General features: G+C 71.2%; 20 protein-coding genes. 9 read left to right on the forward strand and 11 right to left on the reverse strand.

Annotated elements, in window-relative coordinates; translation table 11 throughout:
* Nucleotides 1-24: 24 nt before the first annotated feature.
* Nucleotides 25-918: a hypothetical protein gene (locus ASF40_RS10285; RefSeq protein WP_056368720.1), complete on the reverse strand. Its 894-nt coding sequence runs from the start codon at nucleotides 916-918 to the stop codon at nucleotides 25-27.
* Nucleotides 919-1,222: 304 nt separating this feature from the next.
* Here ASF40_RS10285 and ASF40_RS10290 point away from each other — a divergent pair, with 304 nt between their 5' ends.
* Both ASF40_RS10290 and ASF40_RS10295 read left to right on the forward strand, forming a co-directional pair.
* Complete coding sequence (locus ASF40_RS10290) at nucleotides 1,223-3,178, forward strand: GMC family oxidoreductase N-terminal domain-containing protein (protein ID WP_056368721.1); 1,956 nt, start codon at nucleotides 1,223-1,225, stop codon at nucleotides 3,176-3,178.
* A 132-nt stretch (nucleotides 3,179-3,310) separates the two neighbouring features.
* Nucleotides 3,311-5,413: a glucose PTS transporter subunit IIA gene (locus tag ASF40_RS10295; RefSeq protein ID WP_056368724.1), complete on the forward strand. Its 2,103-nt coding sequence runs from the start codon at nucleotides 3,311-3,313 to the stop codon at nucleotides 5,411-5,413.
* 186 nt (nucleotides 5,414-5,599) lie between these two features.
* On the opposite strand, the gene pgi is transcribed toward ASF40_RS10295, so the two are convergent.
* A complete protein-coding gene (gene pgi, locus ASF40_RS10300) occupies nucleotides 5,600-7,279 on the reverse strand; it encodes a glucose-6-phosphate isomerase (protein ID WP_056368726.1) in 1,680 nt (559 codons plus the stop codon).
* Between the two features lie 122 nt (nucleotides 7,280-7,401).
* Between pgi and ASF40_RS10305 the strand changes: the two genes are divergently transcribed.
* Genes ASF40_RS10305 through ASF40_RS10315 form a run of 3 tightly spaced genes read left to right on the forward strand, consistent with a single transcriptional unit; the run spans nucleotide 7,402 to nucleotide 9,092 of the window.
* Nucleotides 7,402-8,232 (forward strand): Cof-type HAD-IIB family hydrolase, encoded by an 831-nt coding sequence (locus ASF40_RS10305; protein ID WP_056368728.1) that lies wholly within the window; start codon nucleotides 7,402-7,404, stop codon nucleotides 8,230-8,232.
* A gap of 21 nt (nucleotides 8,233-8,253) precedes the next feature.
* On the forward strand, nucleotides 8,254-8,622 hold the full coding sequence (locus tag ASF40_RS10310; protein ID WP_056368730.1) for an HNH endonuclease: 369 nt from the start codon (nucleotides 8,254-8,256) through the stop codon (nucleotides 8,620-8,622).
* The gene (locus ASF40_RS10315; protein ID WP_056368732.1) at nucleotides 8,619-9,092 is read left to right on the forward strand and encodes a GNAT family N-acetyltransferase; all 474 of its coding nucleotides are present in this window, start codon (nucleotides 8,619-8,621) and stop codon (nucleotides 9,090-9,092) included. The genes ASF40_RS10310 and ASF40_RS10315 overlap by 4 nt, the downstream gene beginning before the upstream one ends.
* A gap of 72 nt (nucleotides 9,093-9,164) precedes the next feature.
* Here ASF40_RS10315 and ASF40_RS10320 read toward each other — a convergent pair whose 3' ends face one another.
* Nucleotides 9,165-9,920 (reverse strand): SDR family NAD(P)-dependent oxidoreductase, encoded by a 756-nt coding sequence (locus tag ASF40_RS10320; RefSeq protein WP_056368733.1) that lies wholly within the window; start codon nucleotides 9,918-9,920, stop codon nucleotides 9,165-9,167.
* Nucleotides 9,921-10,027: 107 nt separating this feature from the next.
* On the opposite strand from ASF40_RS10320, the gene ASF40_RS10325 reads away from it, so the two are divergent.
* Nucleotides 10,028-10,609, forward strand: coding sequence for a TetR/AcrR family transcriptional regulator (locus tag ASF40_RS10325; protein ID WP_056368734.1), 582 nt, complete (start codon nucleotides 10,028-10,030; stop codon nucleotides 10,607-10,609).
* 6 nt (nucleotides 10,610-10,615) lie between these two features.
* On the opposite strand, the gene ASF40_RS10330 is transcribed toward ASF40_RS10325, so the two are convergent.
* The 3 genes from ASF40_RS10330 to ASF40_RS10340 all read right to left on the reverse strand — a co-directional run bounded on the left by ASF40_RS10330 (nucleotide 10,616) and on the right by ASF40_RS10340 (nucleotide 12,629).
* Complete coding sequence (locus ASF40_RS10330; protein WP_056368736.1) at nucleotides 10,616-11,455, reverse strand: esterase/lipase family protein; 840 nt, start codon at nucleotides 11,453-11,455, stop codon at nucleotides 10,616-10,618.
* Nucleotides 11,456-11,508: 53 nt separating this feature from the next.
* A complete protein-coding gene (locus ASF40_RS10335; RefSeq protein WP_056369858.1) occupies nucleotides 11,509-11,913 on the reverse strand; it encodes a DUF6855 family protein in 405 nt (134 codons plus the stop codon).
* A 62-nt stretch (nucleotides 11,914-11,975) separates the two neighbouring features.
* The gene (locus tag ASF40_RS10340) at nucleotides 11,976-12,629 is read right to left on the reverse strand and encodes a TetR/AcrR family transcriptional regulator (protein WP_056368738.1); all 654 of its coding nucleotides are present in this window, start codon (nucleotides 12,627-12,629) and stop codon (nucleotides 11,976-11,978) included.
* 114 nt (nucleotides 12,630-12,743) lie between these two features.
* Here ASF40_RS10340 and ASF40_RS10345 point away from each other — a divergent pair, with 114 nt between their 5' ends.
* On the forward strand, nucleotides 12,744-14,219 hold the full coding sequence (locus tag ASF40_RS10345) for an MFS transporter (protein WP_082496995.1): 1,476 nt from the start codon (nucleotides 12,744-12,746) through the stop codon (nucleotides 14,217-14,219).
* Between the two features lie 9 nt (nucleotides 14,220-14,228).
* On the opposite strand, the gene ASF40_RS10350 is transcribed toward ASF40_RS10345, so the two are convergent.
* From ASF40_RS10350 to ASF40_RS10360, 3 genes are read right to left on the reverse strand one after another with little or no spacing between them, the layout of a single operon-like run.
* A complete protein-coding gene (locus tag ASF40_RS10350) occupies nucleotides 14,229-15,299 on the reverse strand; it encodes a C45 family autoproteolytic acyltransferase/hydolase (protein WP_056368740.1) in 1,071 nt (356 codons plus the stop codon).
* 6 nt (nucleotides 15,300-15,305) lie between these two features.
* On the reverse strand, nucleotides 15,306-17,036 hold the full coding sequence (locus ASF40_RS10355) for an amidase (RefSeq protein WP_056368742.1): 1,731 nt from the start codon (nucleotides 17,034-17,036) through the stop codon (nucleotides 15,306-15,308).
* Nucleotides 17,033-18,070 (reverse strand): agmatine deiminase family protein, encoded by a 1,038-nt coding sequence (locus tag ASF40_RS10360; RefSeq protein WP_056368743.1) that lies wholly within the window; start codon nucleotides 18,068-18,070, stop codon nucleotides 17,033-17,035. The genes ASF40_RS10355 and ASF40_RS10360 overlap by 4 nt, the downstream gene beginning before the upstream one ends.
* A gap of 100 nt (nucleotides 18,071-18,170) precedes the next feature.
* Between ASF40_RS10360 and ASF40_RS10365 the strand changes: the two genes are divergently transcribed.
* A complete protein-coding gene (locus tag ASF40_RS10365) occupies nucleotides 18,171-18,800 on the forward strand; it encodes a TetR/AcrR family transcriptional regulator (protein ID WP_056368746.1) in 630 nt (209 codons plus the stop codon).
* A 216-nt stretch (nucleotides 18,801-19,016) separates the two neighbouring features.
* On the forward strand, nucleotides 19,017-19,850 hold the full coding sequence (locus tag ASF40_RS10370) for an aldo/keto reductase (RefSeq protein WP_056368749.1): 834 nt from the start codon (nucleotides 19,017-19,019) through the stop codon (nucleotides 19,848-19,850).
* Nucleotides 19,851-19,907: 57 nt separating this feature from the next.
* Here ASF40_RS10370 and ASF40_RS10375 read toward each other — a convergent pair whose 3' ends face one another.
* Nucleotides 19,908-20,654, reverse strand: a complete 747-nt coding sequence (locus ASF40_RS10375; RefSeq protein ID WP_056368751.1) for an SDR family oxidoreductase — start codon at nucleotides 20,652-20,654, stop codon at nucleotides 19,908-19,910.
* Between the two features lie 185 nt (nucleotides 20,655-20,839).
* The gene (locus ASF40_RS10380) at nucleotides 20,840-21,583 is read right to left on the reverse strand and encodes an SDR family oxidoreductase (protein ID WP_056368752.1); all 744 of its coding nucleotides are present in this window, start codon (nucleotides 21,581-21,583) and stop codon (nucleotides 20,840-20,842) included.
* Between the last annotated feature and the right edge of the window lie 116 nt (nucleotides 21,584-21,699).

Consider the following 21,699-nt stretch of genomic DNA (forward strand, 5'->3'; position numbering starts at 1 on the left):
CCGTCTCAGATCGAAGCCGGCTGATCAGTACCAGTCGGTGGCCTGCGAGTGGCCCCAGGCGGCGCACGGCGTGCCGTACGATCCGGCGATGTAGCCGAGGCCCCACGCGATCTGGGTTGCGGCGTTGGTCTGCCAGTCGGCGCCGGCGCTGGCCATCTTGTTGCCGGGCAGCGACTGCGGGATGCCGGTGGCGCCGCTTCCGGCGTTGTAGGCCTGGTAGTTCCAGTTCGACTCCTTCTCCCAGAGCGACTCGAGGCACGAGAACTGGCCGTCGCCCCAGCCGTACTGCGAGGCGGCCATCTGACGCGCGGTCGCCTTGGCGCCCTCGGGCGTGTTCGCGGCGGCGAGGGCGGCAGCGGCCGCTTCGGCCTGGCGCTGCGCCTCGGCGGCAGCGGCGGCAGCGGCAGCCGCCGCCTCTTCCGCGGCCTTCTTCTCCTTTGCGGCGTCGAGGTGCTCGCGCAGCTCGGTCACGCGGGCCTGCACCGTCTCCGTGGCGCCGCTCACGTCGGCGGCGAGCCCCGGAACCAGGAGCATCGGAACGAGGTCGAGCTTCGCGAGGCGGTCGGCCGCCTGCTCGAGGCCGGCGGTGTCGACGGACGTGTCGCCGATGCCCAGGTCGAGGCCCGCGGCGGCGATGTCGGTGGTGACCGAGGCGGCGTCGCTCAGCGCGACGCGGGCCGAGAGGAGGGTGCCCTGCGCATCGACGCGGATGTCGCGGAAGGAGTCTGCGGTCGCTTCGGGCGCGGCGGCCGAGGCTATCGCGGTGGCGGCCAGCGGAGCGGCGGCAGCGAGGGCCGGGGAAGCGAGCGTGAGGCCCGTCGTGAGGAGCACGCCGAGCGCGGCCCCGGTGGCGACGGCGGGCACGAAGAAGCGGCGGCGTGAACGGCGGGCAGGCGTGGGTGACTGGTCTGAATGCATGACGAACGTACGATCCTTCGGGTTTCGCGCCGCGGGTATCGGCGCCCGTGCGTCTTCGGGTCGGACGCACAAGTCCCCGATTCTGCCTCATCGTGTCTGGACGGTTCCCGGTGTTTTCCTGGACGGAACGTGAGAGCGCTTTTGCAGGAAAGGCCTGATCGGACAATGAGAATCTTCTCATTCAGGTGCATCGGATAGCACCAGCGTGCAGTCGCCGGCAGTGAATGGCTGTTCACTTAACCCTTGTCCGGAGCCTGACGGATGGTGCATGCTGGCCGCAGCAACGGCGCACCTGGAGGCACCCATGACGTTGACCGCAGGGCAGCGGGCGACATTCGAGTCCATCTTCGACACCTTCGCTCCCGGCGACGGCAACGGCATCCCCTCGGCCACCCGGCTGGGTGCGGTCCCGATCGCCGAGGGCATGCTCGAGGCGAACCCGCGCAAGGAGGAGGCGGAGCTCCTCGCCCGCGTGCTGTCGCTGTGGGACACGCCGCTCGGCGGCGTGCTCCTGGGCATCGGCCCGCGCCGGTTCTCGACGCTGTCGGCCGCGAAGCGCGAGGCCGCGCTCATCGCGCTGTCGGACTCGCGCGTGCCCCTCAAGCGCGTGCTGTTCCAGAACCTGAAGTCCGCCGCGATGCTGTCGTACTACGTCGCCCCCGGAGCCGACGGCGCCTCACCCCTCTGGGCGTCGATGGGCTATCCCGGTCCTCCCGGTCCGCGCACCGATGCGACGCCTCCGCCGCTGCACCCGCAGACGCCGGAGGTCGACCTCTCGCTCGACTGCGACGTGGTCGTCGTCGGCTCGGGCGCGGGCGGCGGGACGGCCGCCGCGGTGCTCGCCGCGCGGGGGCTCGACGTGATCGTGCTCGAGAAGGGCGCCTACTACGACGATCGGGACTTCGACGGCAGCGAGCTCGGCGGCCTCGCCCGCCTGTACGCGCCAGGGCCCTCGGCCACGGCGGAGGGGCAGCTCAGCATCCTGTCGGCGCAATGCCTCGGCGGCGGCACCGTCGTGAACTTCTCGACCTCGTTCCGCACGCCCGACCACGTGCGGGAGGAATGGGCCGCGCACGGGGTGCCGCAGTTCATGTCGCCCGAGTACGACGCCGCCCTCGACGCGGTGTGGGCGCGGCTCGGCGTGAACGGCGCGTACAGCGCGCCGTCGGCGCGCGACCGCATCATGGAGCGCGGACTCACGCGCCTCGGCTGGCATGTCGGCGCGCTCGAGCGCAACGTCGTCGGCTGCGACACCGGTCTCGAATGCGGCCGCTGCGGCTACGGGTGCCGCATCGGCGCGAAGCAGTCGGTCACGAAGACATGGCTGACGGATGCCGAGAGCTCCGGTGCGCGCCTCTACACCGGCGTCGACGTGCGAAAGGTCGAGACCGCGGTGGGCCGGGCGACAGGGGTGACGGGCCGCACCGCGGCCGGGCACTCCGTCACGGTCCGTGCCCGCGCGGTCGTGGTCGCGGGCGGAGCGGTCCAGACGCCGGCGCTGCTGCGTCGCTCGGGATTGACGAATCAGAACATCGGCAAGCACCTCCGTCTGCACCCGGCGACGGCGGTGTGGGCGGAGTTCGACGAGGAGGTTCGCCCGTGGGAGGGTGCCATGCAGGCGCGCTACTCCGCCCAGCACGCCGACCTCGACGGCTCGGGCTACGGCGCCGTCTACGAGACCGCGGCCGCCAACCCGGGACTCTCGGTGGCGTTCCAGTCGTGGCGCGGCGCGCAGTCCCACCTCGACGTGATGAAGCGCCTCGCGCACTACTCGAGCGTCGGAGTCATCACGCGAGACCAGGACTCCGGCGAGGTGCGGGTCGACAAGTCCGGCGAACCGACGATGCACTACCTCCTGTCGGATCGCGACGCGGCCCGCGTGCAGGCGGGCGTGGCGGGCGCGTCCCGCATCCTCGAGGCGGCGGGAGCGCTGCGCATGTTCTCGGGGCACCAGGCGGGCATCGAGTGGACCCGCGCAGGCGGCGAGCCGCTCGACGCCTTCATCGCGCGCTGCGCCGCGGCGGGGTACGGTCCCGGCCGGTGTTCCATGGCGGCGCTGCACATCATGGGGTCATCCCGCATGGGCGGCTCCGCGGCCACGAGCGCGGTCGACCCCGACGGTGCTACCTGGGAGGTGCCCAACCTCGTCGTCGCGGACGCTTCGACGTTCCCCACGGCCTCCGGCGTCAACCCGATGATCTCCATCGAGGCCATCGCCTACATGACGGCGACCCGTCTCGCCGGCCGTCTGGGGGCATGACTGCGTAACGAAGATCCTGGCGTGTGGGTGTTTCCCGCGCCACCAGGCGAGCGCTAGCGTTGCGCTCGACGGGGCACGGCGTGGTGCGGTGCGTCGTCGGTGCGCGCACGACACCTCGCGAAGGAGAGATCCATGGCTACATCGTCCGCAGCAGACATCGTCAAGGCCGTCGGCGGCGCCGGCAACATCGAGAGCCTCACGCACTGCGCCACCCGGCTGAGATTCCAGCTCCATGACGCGTCCGGCGTCGACGCCAAGGCCGTCGAGGCGATCCCCGGAGTCATGGGCGCCGTGCCGCAGGCCGGCGAGCGGTTCCAGGTCGTCATCGGCGGCGGCGTGCAGAACGTCTACAACGACATCATGGCGCTGCCCGAGATGAAGGACGGCGGCGGGGCTGCAGCATCCGATGCCGACGACATCGACGCGATCAAAGCACGGGAGCGTGCGAAGGGGGTGCGCGGGAAGGTCGCGTGGATCGACTCCTTCTTCGAGTTCCTGTCGGACTCGTTCCGGCCGCTCCTGGGCGCCCTCCTCGGCGCGTCGTTCTTCATCACGTTCATGGCGCTGCTCGCGACCGTGGGTGCCATCCCGGACTGGAATGCCCCGGGCGTGACGCTGGAGCCGTCGTGGGCGTTCGTCAACCTGATGTGGCAGTGCATCTTCGTGTTCCTGCCGCTGATGGTCGCGTACAACGCGACGAAGAAGGTGGGCGCCGACCCCTGGGTGGGCTTCGGCATCATGGCGGTGCTGATGCTGCCCGGGTTCCTCGCACTCGGCGAGGGCGTCGAGCCGACGCAGATCTTCGGCGTCGACGTCACGATCGTGCCGATCTTCGGCTTCCCGCTGACGATCTTCGACTACAGCTCGCAGGTGTTCCCGCCGCTGCTGATGGCGGGCGTGCTCGGTCCGCTGTACAAGCTGCTGCGCAAGCTCATCCCCGCGAACGTGCAGCTCATCTTCGTGCCGTTCTTCGCGATGCTCGTCATGATCCCGCTGACGGCGTTCATCATCGGCCCGATCGGCGTCTACGCGGGCGCCGCCCTCGCGCAGGCCCTCGCGGCGATCAACAACTTCTCGCCGTTCATCTTCGCGATCGTGATCCCGCTGGCCTATCCGTTCATGGTTCCGCTGGGTCTGCACTGGCCGATCAACGCGGTCATGCTCCTCAACATCCAGACCCTCGGGTACGACTTCATCCAGGGCCCGATGGGCGCGTGGAACTTCGCCTGCTTCGGCGCCACCGCCGGCGTGCTCGTGCTCTCGCTCCGTCACCGCGACACGCAGATGCGCCAGACCGCGACGGGCGCGCTCGCGGCAGGTCTTCTGGGCGGGATCTCCGAGCCGTCGCTGTACGGCATCCATCTGCGGTTCAAGCGGATCTATCCACGCATGCTCGTCGGCTGCTTCGTCGGCGGACTCACGATCGGCATCGGGAGCCTCATCATGGGCCTGCCCGACGGGGTGACCACGCAGGCGTTCGTGTTCACGTCACTGCTGACGATCCCGGCGTTCAACCCGATCGGCCTCTACGCGATCGCGATCGGGCTGGCCTTCTTCACGTCGATGTTCCTCGTCATCTGGTCGAACTTCCGCACGCCCGAGCAGCAGGCCGAGTTCGAGGCGGCGCGCGACGCGGCCGAGGCTGCGGCGGCGGCCGAGCACATCGCGCCCGCGGTCGTCGAGGCGAGCGAGCCGCGTGCCATCGATGCGTCGGAGGCGGCCCCGGCTGCGGCCGCCGTCCCGGTGGCCACCGCCGTGCTCGAGCAGGCGTCGATCGAGGTGCTGTCGCCGCTGGCGGGCAAGGTCGTTCCGCTGTCGGAGGTCCCCGACCCGGTGTTCGCGGGCGGAGTCATGGGCCCGGGCGCGGCCATCGAACCGGTCGGCGACACGGTGTTCTCGCCCGGCGCGGGCGTGATCGCGGCGGCCCAGCCCACCGGGCATGCCTTCGGCATCGTCCTCGACGGCGGCGTCGAACTGCTGATCCACGTCGGCATCGACACGGTCAACCTGAAGGGCGAAGGCTTCGACGTCAAGGTGAAGAATGGCGATCGCGTCGAGCTCGGCACGCCGCTGGTGACGTTCGATCGCGCGGTGATCGAGAAGGCCGGCTACCCGCTCATCACGCCCGTGATCGTGCTCAACGCCGACGACTTCGGCGAGGTGTCGCCGGTGCTCGAAGGCGACATCGCCGTGGGCGGCTCACTGATCACGGTGGAGCCCAAGCCCGCGCCGTAGGCCGGTGTCGGCTTCGCGCTAGCGAAATCGGCATCCGCGGCTGTGTGAAACAACCGCGGATGCCGATTCCTATAGCGCGGGCGAATGGGGTCGGGCGAGAACGGCAGCGGCTGCGGGAATCGGCCGCGGGAACGACGGAGGGGTGGGTGCCGAGACCTCGGCATCCACCCCTCGACGTCGTGCGGCCTACTTGCGGTGCGCGGCGTAGTAGGCAAGGAGCGCCCGGGTCGAGGCATCCTGTGCAGCGATCGCCGCCTCGTCGCCCTCGATGGCCGGCGCGATCTGCAGCGCCAGCTGCTTGCCGAGCTCGACGCCCCACTGGTCGAACGAGTTCACGCCCCAGATCACGCCCTGCGTGAAGGTGATGTGCTCGTACAGTGCGACGAGCTGGCCGAGCACGGCGGGCGTGAGCGCCGGAGCGAAGATCGACGTGGTCGGCTTGTTGCCCGCGAACGTGCGCGCGGCGACGAGGGCGCCGGTGGTGCCTTCGGCCTCGACCTCTTCGGCCGTCTTGCCGAAGGCGAGGGCCTTGGTCTGCGCGAGGAAGTTCGACAGGAACAGGCCGTGCACGTCGCGGCCGCCGTCTTCGAGCGGGTACGCGGGGTTCGCGAAGGCGATGAAGTCCGCGGGGATGAGGCGCGTGCCCTGGTGGATCAGCTGGTAGAACGCGTGCTGGCCGTTGGTGCCGGGCTCGCCCCAGAACACCTCGCCGGTGTCGGTGGTGACGGGGGAGCCGTCCCAGCGGACCGACTTGCCGTTGGACTCCATGGTCAGCTGCTGCAGGTACGCGGCGAAGCGCGAGAGCTGCTGGGCGTAGGGGAGCACCGCGTGCGACTGGGCGCCGAGGAAGTTCGAGTACCAGATGTTGAGGAGGCCCATCAGCACCGGCACGTTGCGCTCGAGCGGCGTGCTCGCCACGTGCTCGTCGACCGCGTGGAATCCGGCGAGCAGCTCGCGGAACACGTCGGGGCCGAGCTCGATCATGAGCGAGAGACCGATGGCCGAGTCCACGGAGTAGCGGCCGCCGACCCAGTCCCAGAAGCCGAACGCGTTGTCGGTGTCGATGCCGAACGCGGCGACCTTGTCGAGAGCGGTCGAGACGGCGACGAAGTGGTGGGCGACGGCATCCGTCTTCGCCTCGTCCGAACCGTCGATCGCGCCCGACGCCGCGAGACCGGCCCACAGCCAGTCGCGCGCGAGGCGCGCGTTGGTCAGCGTCTCGAGGGTGGTGAAGGTCTTCGACGCGACGATGAAGAGCGTGGTCTCGGGGTCGAGGTCCTTGGTCTTGTTCGCGATGTCGAACGGGTCGATGTTCGAGACGAACCGGGCCTGGATGCCGGCGGTGGCATACGGCTCGAGCGCGGCCGAGATCATGACCGGGCCGAGGTCGGAGCCGCCGATGCCGATGTTGACGATGTGCGTGACCTTCTTGCCGGTCACACCCTGCCACTCGCCCGAGCGCACCCGGTCGGCGAAAGCGGTCATCGCGGTGAGCACCGACTGCACGTCGGCGTCGACGTCCTGGCCGTTGACCACCAGCGCCGGTGAAGCGCCGGCGGGCCGGCGGAGCGCGGTGTGGAGCACCGCGCGGTCCTCGGTCGTGTTGATGTGCTCGCCGGCGAGCATCGCGGCGTAGCGCTCGGCGACGCCGGTCTCGGCGGCGAGCTTCACGAGCGCCGCGAGGATCTCGTCGGTCACGAGGTTCTTCGACAGGTCGACGTGCAGGTCGGCGAGCTCGAAGCTGAGGCGCTCGGCGCGACGCGGATCGATGGCGAACCAGTCGCGCAGATCGGGGGCGAACGAGTCGCGGAGCGAGCTGAGCTCGGCCCAGGCGGACGTGGTGGTGGCATCGATGGGAGCTGTCACGCACCCCAAGGTACCCGCGCGGGTGTGCGTGTTGGTTACGCGTTACTCACCGACCTCCGGCGGCTGTTGTGAGCAGGCGTCCCGCCCGGCGTTCAGGAAGCCGACCGTAGGCTGGAAGCACCATGCCCTTCCCCTCGCCCGACCTTCGCCTGATCGCCGTCGACATGGACGGCACCCTGCTCGACGGCCACGGCCGCATCCCCGAGGCCCTCTGGCCGCTGCTGGACCGCCTGCACGCAGACGGCATCCGCTTCGCGCCGGCGAGCGGACGCCAGCTCGCGACGCTGCAGCGTGCGTTCGCCGAGCACCTCGACGACATGGTGTTCATCGCCGAGAACGGCGCGTACGTCGTCGAGGGCGACACCGAGATCAGCTCGGACGCGATGGATGCCTCGTTCACGGCGTCCCTCGTCACGCGCCTGCGTGCGCTCGCCGCCGAGGGGCGCGACCTCGGCGTCGTCGTGTGCGGCAAGCGGTCCGCCTATATCGAGCGCGCCGGCGACGCGTTCCTCCCCGAGGCTGAGAAGTACTACGCCCGCCTCGAGGCCGTGCCCGACCTGCTCACGGTCGACGACCAGATCCTCAAGGTCGCGATCTTCGACTTCGCGGATGCCGCGGCCACCGCCCCCGCGCTCGACGACCTGCGAGCCACGCACCAGGTGGTGGTGTCGGGCGAGCACTGGATCGACGTGATGAACCAGGGTGTCAACAAAGGCGTCGCGCTCGGGCGGCTGCAGGCGGCGACGGGTATCACTCCCGAGCAGACGGCGGTGTTCGGCGACTACCTCAACGACCTCGAGATGATGGATGCCGCGTCCCTGTCATTCGCGATGGCCAACGCGCACCCGCTCGTCGCGGCGCGGGCGCGCTTCCGCGCCCCGTCGAACCTCGACCACGGTGTGATCACCACGATCGAGAAGCTCCTCGACGGCGTGCCCGACCCCGTCGCCTGACGGAGTCGGTAGCCTTCGGGCATGGCGGTGAGTCAGACCAGGCGTGCGCGCGCAGCGCGACGCCGCGCCCGCCGGGTGGCCGCTGCCGACAACGACCTCACGCCCGACGAGTGGGAGGCCCTGGTCGAGGCGTGGGGAGCGTGCGCCTACTGCGGCATGACGGCGGGTCCGTTCCAGAAGGACTGCGTGCTGCCCATCTCTCGCGGCGGCCGCTACACGTTCGAGAACGTCGTGCCCGCGTGCCGCTCCTGCAACGCCAGCAAGAGCAACGACGAGGTGACCGGGTGGCTGCGGCGCAAGCGGCTCGACGAGCGCGCGTTCCTGTTGCGCCACGTCGAGGTGCTCGCCGCGTGGCGCGGCACCGCCTCCGTGCCTCAGGCGACACCATGACCGTCAGCATCCGTCCATATGAAAGCGCCGACTGGGGCGACATCCAGCGCATCCACGACGCCGCCCGGCTCGACGAGCTCCGCGGCGCCGGTCTCCTCGAGGCCTACCTCGACCTCGCCGCCACGTACGAGAACGAGGGCCTCTTCGACGACGAGGTCTGGGTCGCCGAGACCGACGGTGCGGTCGCGGGCTTCATCGCCGGCAGCGTCGGCCCTGACGGCGGCGAGATCACCTGGATCTATGTCGACCCCGGCCTCTATCGCCGCGGTGTCGGCCGCGCGCTCGTCGAGCACTTCGTCGCGCGCTCCGGCGGACGGGTCGAGCTCGAGGTGCTCGACGGAAACGCGGCGCGCGCCTTCTATGAGGCGCTAGGCTTCGTGCTCGAGTCGACCACGACCGGCAAGCTCGCCGGTAACGAGATGTTCACCGCGACCGGACACACTCTCGTCTGGACCCCGCCGCAGCTGTAGACATCGCGCGGAATGGGAGGCGGCCCGCGTGCTTCGGGTGCACGCGGGCCGCCGGTTCCGGAGGGACGGATGCTACTGCGCGGCGTATCCGCCGTCGACGAGGTGGTAGCTGCCGCTGACGAAGGTCGCGGCGTCCGACGCGAGGAAGGCCACGAGGTTGGCGACCTCCTGCGGGTCGCCGAGGCGGCCCAGCGCGTGCTTGGCGGCGAGAGCCGTCTGCGCGTCGGCATCGAGGTTCGCGTCGACCAGCGGCGTGTGGATGAAGCCGGGGCCGACCGCGTTCACGCGCACGCCCTGCGTGCCGTACTCGAGGGCGGCGTTCTTCGTGAGGCCGACCACACCGTGCTTGGCTGCGACGTACGCGGACGACATGGGGATGCCGACGGAGCCGAGCACCGAGGAGATGTTGACGATCGAGCCGCCGCCGTTCTTCGCGATCGCGGGCGCCTGCGCGCGCGTGCCGTAGAACACGGCGTTCAGGTTGATCTCGATGACCTTCTGCCATGAGTCGATCGGGTACTCGCCGATCGGTGCCGCCGCGCCGCCGATGCCGGCGTTGTTGACCGCGATCCGCAGGGGAGCGAGGGCCTCTGCGGCCTCGACGGCCGCCTGCCCGACCGCGGGGTCCGACACGTCGCCGACGAACGCGGCGGCCACGCCGCCCGCGCCGGTGATCTCGGCGACGACCGCGTCCGCGGCCTCCTGTCGCACGTCCGCGACGAGGACTGCCGCGCCGTTGGCGGCGAGGGTGAGGGCGACCGCCCGGCCGATGCCGGATCCTGCGCCGGTGACGATGGCGGAACGCTCCGCGACATCGTACGTAGCCATGATTACCTCCGTTGGTGGCGTCATCGCGTGGCGCCGATCACTTCTCCGACATTTGTCGGTTTTGTATGAGTTAACCTACACCTGTCGGAAACATTCCCGGAGGCGCGATGGACCCCCGCAAGCAGCGCAGTCGCGAGCGCCTGTACGCCGCCGCGCTCACTCTCGCGGCGGATCAGCCGATCTCGAGCCTGACGGTGACCCAGATCGCCGACGCGGCCGGCGTGCACCGCTCGACGTTCTACGAGCACGCCGATTCGACGCAGGGGCTCATCGAGGCCGCGCTCACTGCGGAGCTCGACGTGCTGCGCAGCGACCTCATGAAGGACCGGGCGGATGCCGCCACCGCCGTCGCGACCGTGACCGAAGGTGTGCTGCACCACATCCTGCGGCACGTCGACATCTACCGCCGCGAGCTCGCGGACGGCGGTGGAGCGCTGCACGCGATGCTCAGCCGGCACTTCCGCGGCACCACCGAGACGCTGCTGGACCGCGGGCGCGTCGAGATCGCGGTCCCGGTCGCCGGCGCGACCGCCGCGAGCGTCTCGGACGCCGCCGCGCGCTTCCTCGCGGACGGCACCGTGGGGATCATCGACGGGTGGCTGCGGCATCCGTCCCCGCGGGTCGAGGACTTCCTCCGGGTGTATCTCGCGCTGCTGCCGGACTGGTGGCCGCACCGCCCCGAGGTGTGACCGGGGCTACTCGACGGGTCCCGTCCCGGTGAGGACGGCGATGCCGTCGAGCACGGCGCGCGCGGTCGAGCGGGCTCCGAGCACCCGGAAGTGGCCCGACGTCGGGACCGCGATGTTCGTCGCGCCGTCGAGGGCGCTCCCCTCGGGGATGTGGGGATCCCACGGCCCGAACACCGACACGATGCGGCCGTTGACCGAGGTCTCGCGGCCGAGAGTGAGGATGGTCTCGTCCTTGGGACTGAAGGCGCGGATGCTCGGGACGACGAAGAGACGGGCGAGCCGTGAGCCGCCGAACGGCGTCGCCACGGCGACGAGTCCGAGAAGGCCGAGCGGGCGCCCGCCGTCGGTCGCGGCCGCGGCACCCTCGGCGGGGTCCCCGCCCGCGGCCGCCTCCGCGGCGGCGCGCGCGGCGGCGCCTGACGAGACGAGCAGGTGCTTGCCGATGAGTCCGCCCTTGCTGTGGGCCACGAGCACGCGCCCGGCGTCGGGGGCCGGCGTGCGGGCGAGCAGCTCGCGGAGGCGGTCGGCGGTCGACGGGATGGTCCGGCGGTTCACTCCCAAGCCGTGGACGACCGTGACACGGTGACCCGCGGCCGCGAGCGCGTCGCCGAGCGGGCGCAGGAACGTCCAGTGCTCGTACACGCCGGGGATGAGATAGACCTCGGGCAGCGCGGGGTCGCCGCGGCGCCACGCCGTCGGAACGGGGCGCGGTCGCCCGATCGCCCACGGGAACGAGAGCACGGCGAGCTGCCGGCGACCGGCGTAGACGTAGTCGGCGACCCACGACAGGCCGCGCCCCACCATCGACGGGCGCACGAACGTGTTCGCTTGCGGCGAGGGCGGCATGGGCGAAAGTCTAGAAGCCCCCGCGCCCGCGGTGCCGGTCGTGTCGATGCGGGTCACGCGGCGCGGACGCTGTTGTTGCGCTTGTCGTGCGTCAGCTCGGCGAGGCCGAGCTCTTCGAGCAGCGGCGGGAGGTACATCCCGAACCGTCCGCGGTATCCCTTCCGGAGTCCGTACCAGCCGCCGACCGGGTTGCCCTCGTCACGGCCCCACGCCTCGACGGTGCCGTCGGCCGCCGGCTTCTGCTCATCGGCGGCGCCGAGGGGCACCCAGTCGCCCTGCTCGCGCAGCCAGGCCGCGAGGTCGTCGATCGCGCTCAGGTGGTACTTCAGTGTCGTCGAGCCCACCTGGCAGACGAGTGCGGGCGGGTCCGCCGCCTCGTCGCGGTACATCGTGTACTCGCTGGTCCCCGGCGCCGTGGTGAGCAGCCACGGGTCCTCAGCGGTCCCTGAACCTGCCATGTGCATCCCCCTCCGTCGGTGCGAGTCTGGCCGGATCGCGGGGCGACGGCAAGGGGCGCAGGTCAGTCCGCGGCCGGGGCGTCGGGCGTGCCGCGGACGCCCGTGATGGCCGACTCCACGACGGATGCCGCGAGGGCATCGATCACGGATGCCGGCTGCCACCGCACCGGGCCGTGCACGGCGATGTCGGCGAAGCCGTGCACCGCCGACCAGCACGCCCACTCGGCGTACGGTCGGCGGTCGCGCGACAGTGCGCCGGCCTCCACCATGGCGTCGAGCGTGTCCATCAGGAGCCGGAAGGGGGCGACGATCTCGTCGTCGAGGGTGACGATGCCGTCGTTCGCGTCCGTGTCCTGCGTGAAGAAGGCGGTCTCGAACCAGCCGCGCTCGGTGCGCGCGAAGTCGATGTACGCGAGGCCGACGCGGCGCAGCCGCTCGATCGCGGCCGCCGCGGGCGAGAGGCCGGCGGGCGTGGAGTCGACGCGTGAGGTGATCGCGGCGGCCAGTGCCAGCTGCGCCTCGCGCGCGACGGCGCGCACCAGGGCGTCGCGATCGGCGAAGTGACGGTAGGCGGCGTTGGGCGAGACCCCGACGGCGCGGGTCGCCTCGCGCAGGGTCACCGCGGCCGGGCCGCCCGTGCGCGCGAGCTGCAGGCCCTCGCCGATCAGCGCGTGTCGGAGGTCGCCGTGATGATAGGTGCGCACGGGCGAAGTCATTGCGTCCTCCCGGCCGGGTGTGTACGTTGTGAACACCGAATGTGAACAGTGTCCACATTCACCATAGACCCTCGCCCCCACTGCCTGTTCCGCGAACACGCCGAAGGAATCGTCATGAGCCAGCCGAGCCCCGCCCGGCCCGCAGCATCCGAAGATCCCGTCCAGCACCACCCCGATGCGCGCACGCTCCGCGCGTTCTACCAGGTGCTCGTCAACACCGCACTCGCCAACGTGACCTCGAGCTACCTCTGGTTCGCGTTGACCTTCTGGGTGTATCTCGAGACGAAGTCGGTGCTCGCGACGGCGATCATCGGCGGGTCGTACATGCTGCTCGTCGCGGTCTTCGGCGTCGTGTTCGGCGTGATCGTCGACCACATGAAGAAGAAGTCGGTCATGCTGCTCTCGAGCATCGTGACGGCATCGGCGTACGTCGTCGCCGGAGCGATGTTCCTGGCATTCCCCGAGAGCGCGCTGCTCGATTGGACCGGCCCGTGGTTCTGGGCGTTCGCCGGCGTGATCCTCATCGGCGGGGTCGTCGAGAACCTGCGGAACATCGCGTTGTCGACGACCGTGACCCTGCTGGTGCCGGGGGATCGGCGAGACAAGGCGAATGGCCTCGTCGGTGCGGTGCAGGGCATCGCCTTCATGGTGACGAGCGTGTTCTCGGGCCTGTCGATCGGGCTGCTCGGCATGGGCTGGACGGTCGCCATCGCGATCGCCGCCACCGGCGTGGCGCTGATCCACCTGATCTTCGTCCCGATCCCCGAGCGCGGCGTCGCCCACGTCGAGGGGGAGGCGCCGAAGGGGTTCAGCTTCAGGGGCGTGATCCCGGCGGTCATGGCGGTGCCTGGCCTGCTCGCCCTCATCCTCTTCTCCACGTTCAACAACCTCGTGGGCGGGGTCTTCATGGCCCTCATGGACCCGTACGGACTCACGCTCTTCTCGGTCGAGATGTGGGGGATCGTCCTCGGAGTGACGAGCTTCGGGTTCATCATCGGCGGCGCGCTCGTGGCGAAGTTCGGCCTGGGCAAGAACCCGGTGCGCACGATGCTGCTCGTGAACATCGGCATCGCGCTGCTCGGCATGACCTTCGCGATCCGTGAGTGGTGGTGGCTGTATGGGCTGGGCATCCTGATCTTCATGGCTCTCATGCCGATCGCCGAGGCCTCCGAGCAGACGATCGTGCAGCGCGTCGTGCCCTTCGAGAAGCAGGGACGCGTGTTCGGCTTCGCCGCGAGCGTGGAATCCGCGGCGGCGCCGGTCTCCGCCTTCCTCATCGGACCCATCGCGCAGTTCTGGCTCATCCCGTACATGAATTCGCCCGAGGGTCAGCAGGCGTGGGGCTGGCTGCTCGGCGAGGGTGAGGCCCGCGGCATCGCGCTGGCGTTCGTCGGCGCGAGCCTGGTGCTCCTGCTGGTCGTGCTGCTCGCCTTCGTGTCGAAGCCCTATCGCGAGCTGTCCGACGCGTACGCGGCAGCGCCGCCGTCGCTCCACACCGACGACGAGGGGACGGCTGCTGCGCCCGCCGTGCCGTCGCCGGCGTCGGCCATCGGCGAGGCCGGAGAGGACCTGCGCTCGGGGCTGCGCTGACCCCTCGGGTCAGAAGCGGGCGAGGCCCGCGGCCGCCTCGTCGGGTCGGCCGGGGAACACCTCCAGCGCGAAGCCCTCGGTGTCGACAGCGACCGTGAGCAGGGTCGCCCACTGATCGATGCGGGGGAGGGTCGGGTCGGGCGTCATGCAGATCTCGGCGGCGGCGCCGTGTCCGCCGCACGCCGCGAGCGCCCGCGCGGTGGGATCCAGGCCGGCGAGGGCGTCCCGCACGTCGTCGAGATGCGCGAAGCGCTCCACGGTCGTGGAATCGGCGGGCATCGTGTCGCCGACGTACAGCGCCTGGTCGAGGAAGTGGTTCGTGTGGAAGAGCCAGCCGTCCGCGGCGGGCTCGACCACGCCGAGACCCGCGGGCGACAGTTCGAGCGACGCCGCTCGCGATCCGGCACCGTCGGTCGTGAAGACCGTCAGCACCGTCGAGGCGCTCACCGGCGCGCTCGCCGCGATGTCGCGCGCATCCTCGATGGTCCTGGCCTCCTCGAGCACGCGGCGCGCGATCGCGTGGACGGGAACGCCGCCGGCGTCCGAGTCCGTCTGGTGCGACAGGATGTTGAAGTGCAGGCCGAGTCCGGCGCTGTTGACGCCGATCTTCGCCGCGGTGCCGAACTCGGTGAACATCTTCACGCGCATCCCGCCGGCGGCGGTGAACTCCACGAGCAGCCCCTGGGGCACCAGGAAGTCGTGCCAGTCCCACGTCTGCAGGGTCTCGGCGGCGTGCCCGGGGCCGACATGCACCGCGGTCGAGCATTCGCCCTCCCGCGGAGGTGGCGCCACCGCGAGGATCTCGGTGCGTCCGCCGACGGCGGCGAGCCGCCACGGCTCGAGGCCGGCCGCCGCGGCGATGGCCTCGGCCTCCGCCGCCAGGCCCGGTGCCCAGCCGGTGAGCGAGGCGTGGGTGCGTTCGGCGATGGCCCTCACCGCGTCGGACGCGATCCCGAGCTCGGCGAAGTGCGCGAGGTACAACTCCGCCGTGCGGCGGTACTGGGGTGCGAAAGCCGCTCCCAGCTCGGCGCCACGCGTGGCGGCATCGGGGGTCGTGGACGTGAAGGTGCGGAGCTCCATGGGTTCTCAGCCGAGCTCGGGCGTGCGCGGGGGAGCGGTGCGGCGCGGGCGCAGTGCCTCGAATGCCGCGGCCCACGCGAGCAGGTCGGTGTCGCTGTACGCGCGCCCCGCGATCGTCAGGCCCACCGGCATCCCGATGTCGTCCATCGTCCCCATCGGCACGGTGACCGTCGGGATGCCGAGGTGGCGGATCGCGAGGTTGCCGTTGGCGACCCACACGCCGTTGCGCCAGCCGAGATCGGCGGATGCCTCGTTCACGTCCATGTCGGCGGGGCCCACGTCGGCGACCGCGGGGAAGAGCACGGCGTCGAGGCCCAGGATCGACATCCAGTCCTCGAGGTCGATGCGCCGGGTCTCCTCGAGGCCGCGGACGCCGTCGGCCATCTCGGGGATGTCGGCGAACGAGCGGTACGGGTGCTCGCGCACCTGCGCCGGATAGGTCGCGATGTCGTCGTCGAAGCCGGTGTAGCGGTCGGGCAGCGCGCCGTCGGGGTGCGGGAAGATCGTCGCGCCGTCCACGCCGTCGAGTCGATCGAGCGCCGGGTCGCCGTTCGCTCGCAGGAAGTCGTCCCACGCCCACGCCGACAGGTCGACGATCTCGCGCTGGAGGAAGGCCTCGGTCACGAGCCCGCGCGTCGTGATCGTCGGGGCGCCCGGGCGGTCGCCCTCGTAGTTGGTGACGGCCGGGAAGTCGACCTCCACGACCTCGGCGCCGGCCGCCTCCAGGTCGAGCCGCGCCTTCTCCCACAACGCCAGCACCGAGGGGCGGGTCTCGATGCGGGTGCCGGTCGGTCCGCCGATCCCGCCGTCGGGGTCGGTTCCGGCCTCCGGATCGGCGTTGATGTACATGCGCGGCACGCCGAATCGACGCCCGGCGAGGGTCGCGGCGGCGGCGTCGGCATCGCCCGACGCGAGCGCCGGGTACGACGCCGGGCGCTGAGCCGAGGCATCCGGGATCGCGATCCAGGGCTGCGCGCGCCAGAAGTCTCCTCGGGTCTCGGGGTCGTCGGCGACCATCACGTCGAGGATCTCGAGCAGGTCGGCCATCGTGCGGGTGTGGGGCACGACGACGTCCATGGTGGGCACGAGCGGCCAGTTGCCGCGCACCGAGATGACGCCGCGCGACGGGGTGTAGGCGCACAGCGCGTTGTTCGAGGCGGGGGCGCGCCCGCTCGACCACGTCTCCTCGCCGAGGCCGAACGCGGCGAAGCTCGCCGCGGTGGCCGTGCCCGAGCCGTTCGACGACCCCGACCCGAACGCCGAGGTGAGGTAGTCGGCGTTGTAGGGGCTCTCGGCGCGGCCGTACACCCCGCGCTGCATGCCGCCGTTCGCCATCGGGGGCATGTTGGTGAGCCCGATGAGCACGGCTCCGGCGGCGCGCAGCCGCTCGATCGAGAACGCGTCGCGCTGCGCGACGAGGTCGGCGAACGCGGGCGAACCCGCCGCGACGGTCAGGCCCTTCGCCATGAACGAGTCCTTGGCGGTGTACGGGATGCCGTCGAGCGGCCCGAGCGCGCGCCCTTCGGCGCGACGGAGATCGGATGCCTCGGCTTCGGCCCGCGCGTCGGGATTGCGCACGACCACCGCGGTGAGAGCGGTCGCCGTGCCGGGCGCGTCGTACGCGTCGATCCGGGCCAGGTACGCGTCCACGAGCTCGACGCTCGTCACGGCGCCGGACTCGAGGGCCTCGCGGAGCTCGGCGATCGTCTTCTCGACGACCGGGTAGTGGCGGCTCATCGGTTCACCACCGTGGGCTGCTGCTGCGTGATGCAGTGGATGCCGCCGCCGCCCGCGAAGATCTGCCGGGCGTCGACCGTCACCGCGCGGCGCCCCGGGTACGCGGCCTCGAGGATCTCGCGGGCCTGCGCGTCGGCGCGGTCTTCGCCGAACCCGCACGCGATGATCCCGCCGTTCACGACCAGATGGTTGACATAGCTGTAGTCGACGAACCCCTCATGATCCCGGAGCGTCTCAGGGGCGGGGAGGTCGATGATCTCGAAGGTTCGGCCCGCGGCATCCGTCTGCGCCGAAAGGAAGGCGCGGAGGTCCCGCGACACCTCGAAGTCGGGGTGCTCGGGATTCTGCTGCGCGTGCAGCAGAACGCGACCGGGGGTCGGGATCGTGGCCACGATGTCGACGTGGCCGTTCGTGCCGAACTCGTCGTAGTCGCGGGTGAGGCCGCGGGGGAGCCACACGACCTTCGTCGCGCCGATCGTGCGGTTGAGTTCCGCCTCGACGCGTGGCCGGTCGGCGAAACGGTTGCGGCGCGGGTCGAGCTGAACCGTCTCGGTGACCAGCACCGTGCCCTCGCCGTCGACGTGGATGCCGCCGCCCTCGTTGACCAGCAGCGAGCTCACGACCTCGGCGCCGACGAGGTCGGCGGTGAAGCGGGCATGCTGAGCGGCCTTCCCCCACGAGGCCCACTCGGGCGCGCCCCAGCCGTTGAAGATCCAGTCGACGGCGCCGAGTGCGCCGGGACGATCGTCGTCCACGACGAACGTCGGGCCGTGATCGCGGAACCAGAACTCGTCGACCGGGGTCTCGACGAGGTCGATGGCGGAGTCGAGCATGCGCCGGGCGCGCGCGGCCTTCGACGGATCGACGAGCATCGTCACCGGCTCGAAGCCGGCGACGGCGTTCGCCACCGCGCTCCAGGCCGCGTAGAAGCGCTCCTGCTCCGAGGGATCGTCGCCGAGCGTCGGCCCCTCGTTCGGGAACGCCATCCACGTGCGCTCGTGCGGATCGCCCTCGTGCGGCATCCTCCAGGCCATCGTCGCCCCTTCATTCGGTGTTGTCGCGGTGGCGCTCGATGCGCCTCGCGACGTAATTGATCTAGCGATCAATAGGAAAGATACCTATGCTGGCGAGACCATGTCAAGCACATCGTCCCGGCCGCGCACCCGCAAGGCTCCTGCCGAACGGGCTGCGGAGATCGTCGCCGCGGCGACCGCGATCGCGCGTGAGCAGGGGCTGAGCGCCCTCACGCTGCGCGCCGTCGCCGAGCGGGCGGGGGTCGCCTCCGGTCTCGTCGCCCACTACCAGCCGGCGATGGACGACCTCGTGGCCCGCGTCTACGCCGACCTCGTCGACGAGGAGGTGCGCGACGTCGAACGCGTCGTCGGCGCCGTCGCCGATCCGGCCGCGCGGCTCGGGGCCCTGATCGACACCCTCATGGACGGCGAGCGCGAGGAGCTCACCGTGGTGTGGGTCGAGGGCTGGGCGATGGCCCGCCGCAACGACGCCCTCGCGCGCGCCGTGGCGGCGCAGATGGAGCGCTGGCAGACTCTCGTCGAGTCGATCATCGAGGACGGATGCCGCACGGGCGCGTTCTCGACGACCGAGCCCGGCGAGGTGGCGTGGGAGCTCATCGGCATGATCGACGGACTCAACGCGCAGTCCCTCGCGCGCGGCACCGACACGACCCGGTTCGCCGCCCGCACGGCCCGCGCGGCGGAGGCTCTGGTCGGTGCCCGACCCGGATCGGTGGCGGTGGGGTCGTGAGCCGCCGCCCGCGGCGCGAGAACGCGCGATAGCACCACCTGGCGGCGCCTCGAAGTGCATTCGTGCGGTCTCGTCGCCGCAACGGCCCTCACCGTGGTCCCGCAGCTGCGCAAGCCCTCCGCTCCACGGGTGGATCGCCCTCGACGTCGACGACCGCCCGTGACGCCCCGCGCAGGACACGTGCCGCGCGCAACTAACTACGGCCAGGATGGAGCCATGAGTGCGATCCCCACCGTGACCTTGAACGACGGCGCCTGGTTCCCTGAGCTGGGCCTGGGCACCTACGACCTGCGGGGCGAGGAGGGGATCGCGGCCATCGTCGCCGCGATCGACTCCGGCTACCGGCTGCTCGACACCGCGGTCAATTACGAGAACGAGCGCGAGGTCGGCGAGGCCGTCCGCCGCAGCGATGTGGACCGCGGCACGCTGCTCGTCGCGTCGAAGATCCCCGGTCGCCACCACGGCCGGCAGGAGGCGGTCGACAGCATCAAGGGCTCGCTTGATCGGCTGGGCCTCGACCGCATCGACCTGCAGCTGATCCACTGGCCGAACCCCAGCGTCGGCAAGTACGTCGACACGTGGCGCGGCCTGATCGAGGCGCGCGAACTCGGCCTCGTCCGTTCGATCGGCGTCTCCAACTTCACCGAGGACCAGCTCACCGAGCTCATCGAGGAGACGGGCGTCGTCCCCTCGGTGAACCAGGTCGAGCTGCACCCGTACTTCCCGCAGGCGGAGCTGCGCGCATTCCACGCGACGCACGGCATCCGCACCGAGAGCTGGAGCCCGCTCGCCAAGCGCAGCGAGCTGCTCACCGAGCAGATCCTCACCGAGCTGGCGACGATCCACGACGTGACGCCGACGCAGGTGGTCCTCCGCTGGCACACGCAGATCGGCAGCACGCCGATCCCCAAGTCGGCCGACGCCGACCGGCAGCGCGAGAACGCCGACGTCTTCGGCTTCACCCTCACCGACGACCAGCTTGCCGCGATCAGTGCCCTCGAACGCGGTCGGCTGTGGGACGGCGATCCGAACACCCACGAAGAGATGTGACGGAACGGATGCTGCGGCCCGGCGCACGGCGCCGGGCCGCAGCATCCGTTCCCCCCTTCACGCGTCGGGGAGGGCGTCGAGCCACTCGGCGAAGGTCTGGGTGCCGCGCAGCGCCTCGGGGCCGGGAAGGAGCGCTCCCGACCGGAGCGCGCGGCCGAGGGCGCCCGGGGTGTTCACGACGGGCACCGGCGTGCGGTGGCCGATCGCGTGGGCGTAGCGGTGCACCATGTCGGCGAGGCTCTCCTCCTGCGGTCCGGCGAGGTCGGTCACGCGACCGGCCGGACGCTGCTCGGCGAGGTCGACGAGGTGCGCGGCGACCTCGTGCACGGCGACCGGCTGCACGCGGCCGGACGGCGCGACGTGGGCGCCGGCGTGGCCGCGGTGGTACATCATCGCCGCGTACTCGTGGAACTGCGTCGTGCGCAGGATGGTCCACGGCACGTCGCCGCCGGCGACCAGCCGCTCCTGTACGAGCTTCCCGGCGTAGTAGCCGTCGGGCGCCGCCTCGGCGCCGACGATCGTGAGCACCAGGTGGTGCGCGACCCCCGCTGCGCGCTCGGCCGCCAGCAGGCTCTTCGTGGCGCCGGCGAAGAACATCACCGACACGTCGGGCTTCGCGGTCGTCACGTTGGTCACGTCGATCAGCGCGTCGACCCCGTCCAGGGCGCCGGCGAGACCCGCGCCGCTCAGGAGCTCGACTCCTGTGCGGCGCGACAGGCTCACGACATCGTGGCCGCGCCCGCGCGCGATCTCCGCGATGTGCCCGCCCGTCATGCCGGTGCCGCCGGCGATGGCGAGTCTCACGAATCCTCCTGGTGCGTGTGACCCCGACCCCCGCCCAGCGTAGACCCGCGGTCCTGCTGCACGATACGAGCGGCTCGGGCCCGTTCGGGGGAGAGTCCGCACCCGAGCCGCTCACGAGGCGGCCCGACGAGCGCACCGCCTCGATCGGAGGGAGGCGCGCTGCCGCCGCTCAGATACCCACGGGCTCAGCCGATTCCGTCGAGCCACTGCGCGAAGGTCTCCGTGCCGAGCACTGCGCCCGGGCCCGGCAGGCCGAGCCCCGCCCGCATGCCCTTCATCTGTCCGCCGGGCAGGCTCACCGAGGGTATCCAGCCGCCGTGGCCGGTGCGTCGCGCGTACGCCTTGACCATGTCGTCGAGCCGCTCCTCGCGGGGTCCCGCGAGATCCGCCGCACGTCCCTGGGGTGCGCCGGCGGCGAGTCGGGCGAGGTGGGCGCCCACCTCGCGAGCCGCGACCGGCTGCACCCGCCCGCGCGGTGCGACGTGGAGGGGGCCGATCTTCGCGCGGTCGAACACCTGGCCCGCGAATTCGTGGAACTGCGTGGCGCGCAGGATCGTCCACGGCACGGTGGCGGACTCGACGACGCGCTCCTGCGCGAGCTTTCCCGCCAGGTAGTCGTGAGGGATGCGGTCGATCCCCACGATCGACAGCAGCACGACATGCGCGACCCGCGCCCGGGCGGCCGCGGCGACGAGATTCCCCGTCGCCGCCTCGAAGAACCGGGTCGCGACACCGGCCGACACCGTCGTGACGTTCGCGGTGTCGATCACCGCGTCGACGCCGTCGAGCGCGGCGTCGAGCCCCGCGCCCGCGGTGAGGTCGACGCCGGTGCGGCGACTGAGAACGACGGCGTCGTTCCCTTCCGCGCGCAGCGCGTCCACGACGTGGCTTCCGACGACGCCCGTTCCTCCGGCGACCGCGATCCTCATGACATTGCTCCTCTCGTCCCCCGGTGGGGATCTCTCGATGGTTCGACGACGCGGAGCGTGAGAATGTGAGCGTGCGACTCACCTTCTTGACGCGTGCGTCGTCGGAACATCGAGGA

Source organism: Microbacterium sp. Leaf288 (assembly GCF_001422925.1).
GTDB lineage: Bacteria > Actinomycetota > Actinomycetes > Actinomycetales > Microbacteriaceae > Microbacterium.

What these genes read in the sequence shown, in the direction of transcription:
- ASF40_RS10320 (WP_056368733.1), bottom strand. Translation starts at nt 9,920, where the DNA reads ATGGCTACGTACGATGTCGCGGAGCGTTCCGCCATCGTCACCGGCGCA.
- ASF40_RS10350 (WP_056368740.1), bottom strand. Translation starts at nt 15,299, where the DNA reads ATGGAGCTCCGCACCTTCACGTCCACGACCCCCGATGCCGCCACGCGT.
- ASF40_RS10290 (WP_056368721.1), top strand. Translation starts at nt 1,223, where the DNA reads ATGACGTTGACCGCAGGGCAGCGGGCGACATTCGAGTCCATCTTCGAC.
- ASF40_RS10355 (WP_056368742.1), bottom strand. Translation starts at nt 17,036, where the DNA reads ATGAGCCGCCACTACCCGGTCGTCGAGAAGACGATCGCCGAGCTCCGC.
- ASF40_RS10315 (WP_056368732.1), top strand. Translation starts at nt 8,619, where the DNA reads ATGACCGTCAGCATCCGTCCATATGAAAGCGCCGACTGGGGCGACATC.
- ASF40_RS10325 (WP_056368734.1), top strand. Translation starts at nt 10,028, where the DNA reads ATGGACCCCCGCAAGCAGCGCAGTCGCGAGCGCCTGTACGCCGCCGCG.
- ASF40_RS10310 (WP_056368730.1), top strand. Translation starts at nt 8,254, where the DNA reads ATGGCGGTGAGTCAGACCAGGCGTGCGCGCGCAGCGCGACGCCGCGCC.
- ASF40_RS10285 (WP_056368720.1), bottom strand. Translation starts at nt 918, where the DNA reads ATGCATTCAGACCAGTCACCCACGCCTGCCCGCCGTTCACGCCGCCGC.
- ASF40_RS10305 (WP_056368728.1), top strand. Translation starts at nt 7,402, where the DNA reads ATGCCCTTCCCCTCGCCCGACCTTCGCCTGATCGCCGTCGACATGGAC.
- ASF40_RS10335 (WP_056369858.1), bottom strand. Translation starts at nt 11,913, where the DNA reads ATGGCAGGTTCAGGGACCGCTGAGGACCCGTGGCTGCTCACCACGGCG.
- ASF40_RS10380 (WP_056368752.1), bottom strand. Translation starts at nt 21,583, where the DNA reads ATGAGGATCGCGGTCGCCGGAGGAACGGGCGTCGTCGGAAGCCACGTC.
- ASF40_RS10295 (WP_056368724.1), top strand. Translation starts at nt 3,311, where the DNA reads ATGGCTACATCGTCCGCAGCAGACATCGTCAAGGCCGTCGGCGGCGCC.
- ASF40_RS10360 (WP_056368743.1), bottom strand. Translation starts at nt 18,070, where the DNA reads ATGGCCTGGAGGATGCCGCACGAGGGCGATCCGCACGAGCGCACGTGG.
- ASF40_RS10345 (WP_082496995.1), top strand. Translation starts at nt 12,744, where the DNA reads ATGAGCCAGCCGAGCCCCGCCCGGCCCGCAGCATCCGAAGATCCCGTC.
- ASF40_RS10365 (WP_056368746.1), top strand. Translation starts at nt 18,171, where the DNA reads ATGTCAAGCACATCGTCCCGGCCGCGCACCCGCAAGGCTCCTGCCGAA.
- ASF40_RS10330 (WP_056368736.1), bottom strand. Translation starts at nt 11,455, where the DNA reads ATGCCGCCCTCGCCGCAAGCGAACACGTTCGTGCGCCCGTCGATGGTG.
- ASF40_RS10370 (WP_056368749.1), top strand. Translation starts at nt 19,017, where the DNA reads ATGAGTGCGATCCCCACCGTGACCTTGAACGACGGCGCCTGGTTCCCT.
- ASF40_RS10340 (WP_056368738.1), bottom strand. Translation starts at nt 12,629, where the DNA reads ATGACTTCGCCCGTGCGCACCTATCATCACGGCGACCTCCGACACGCG.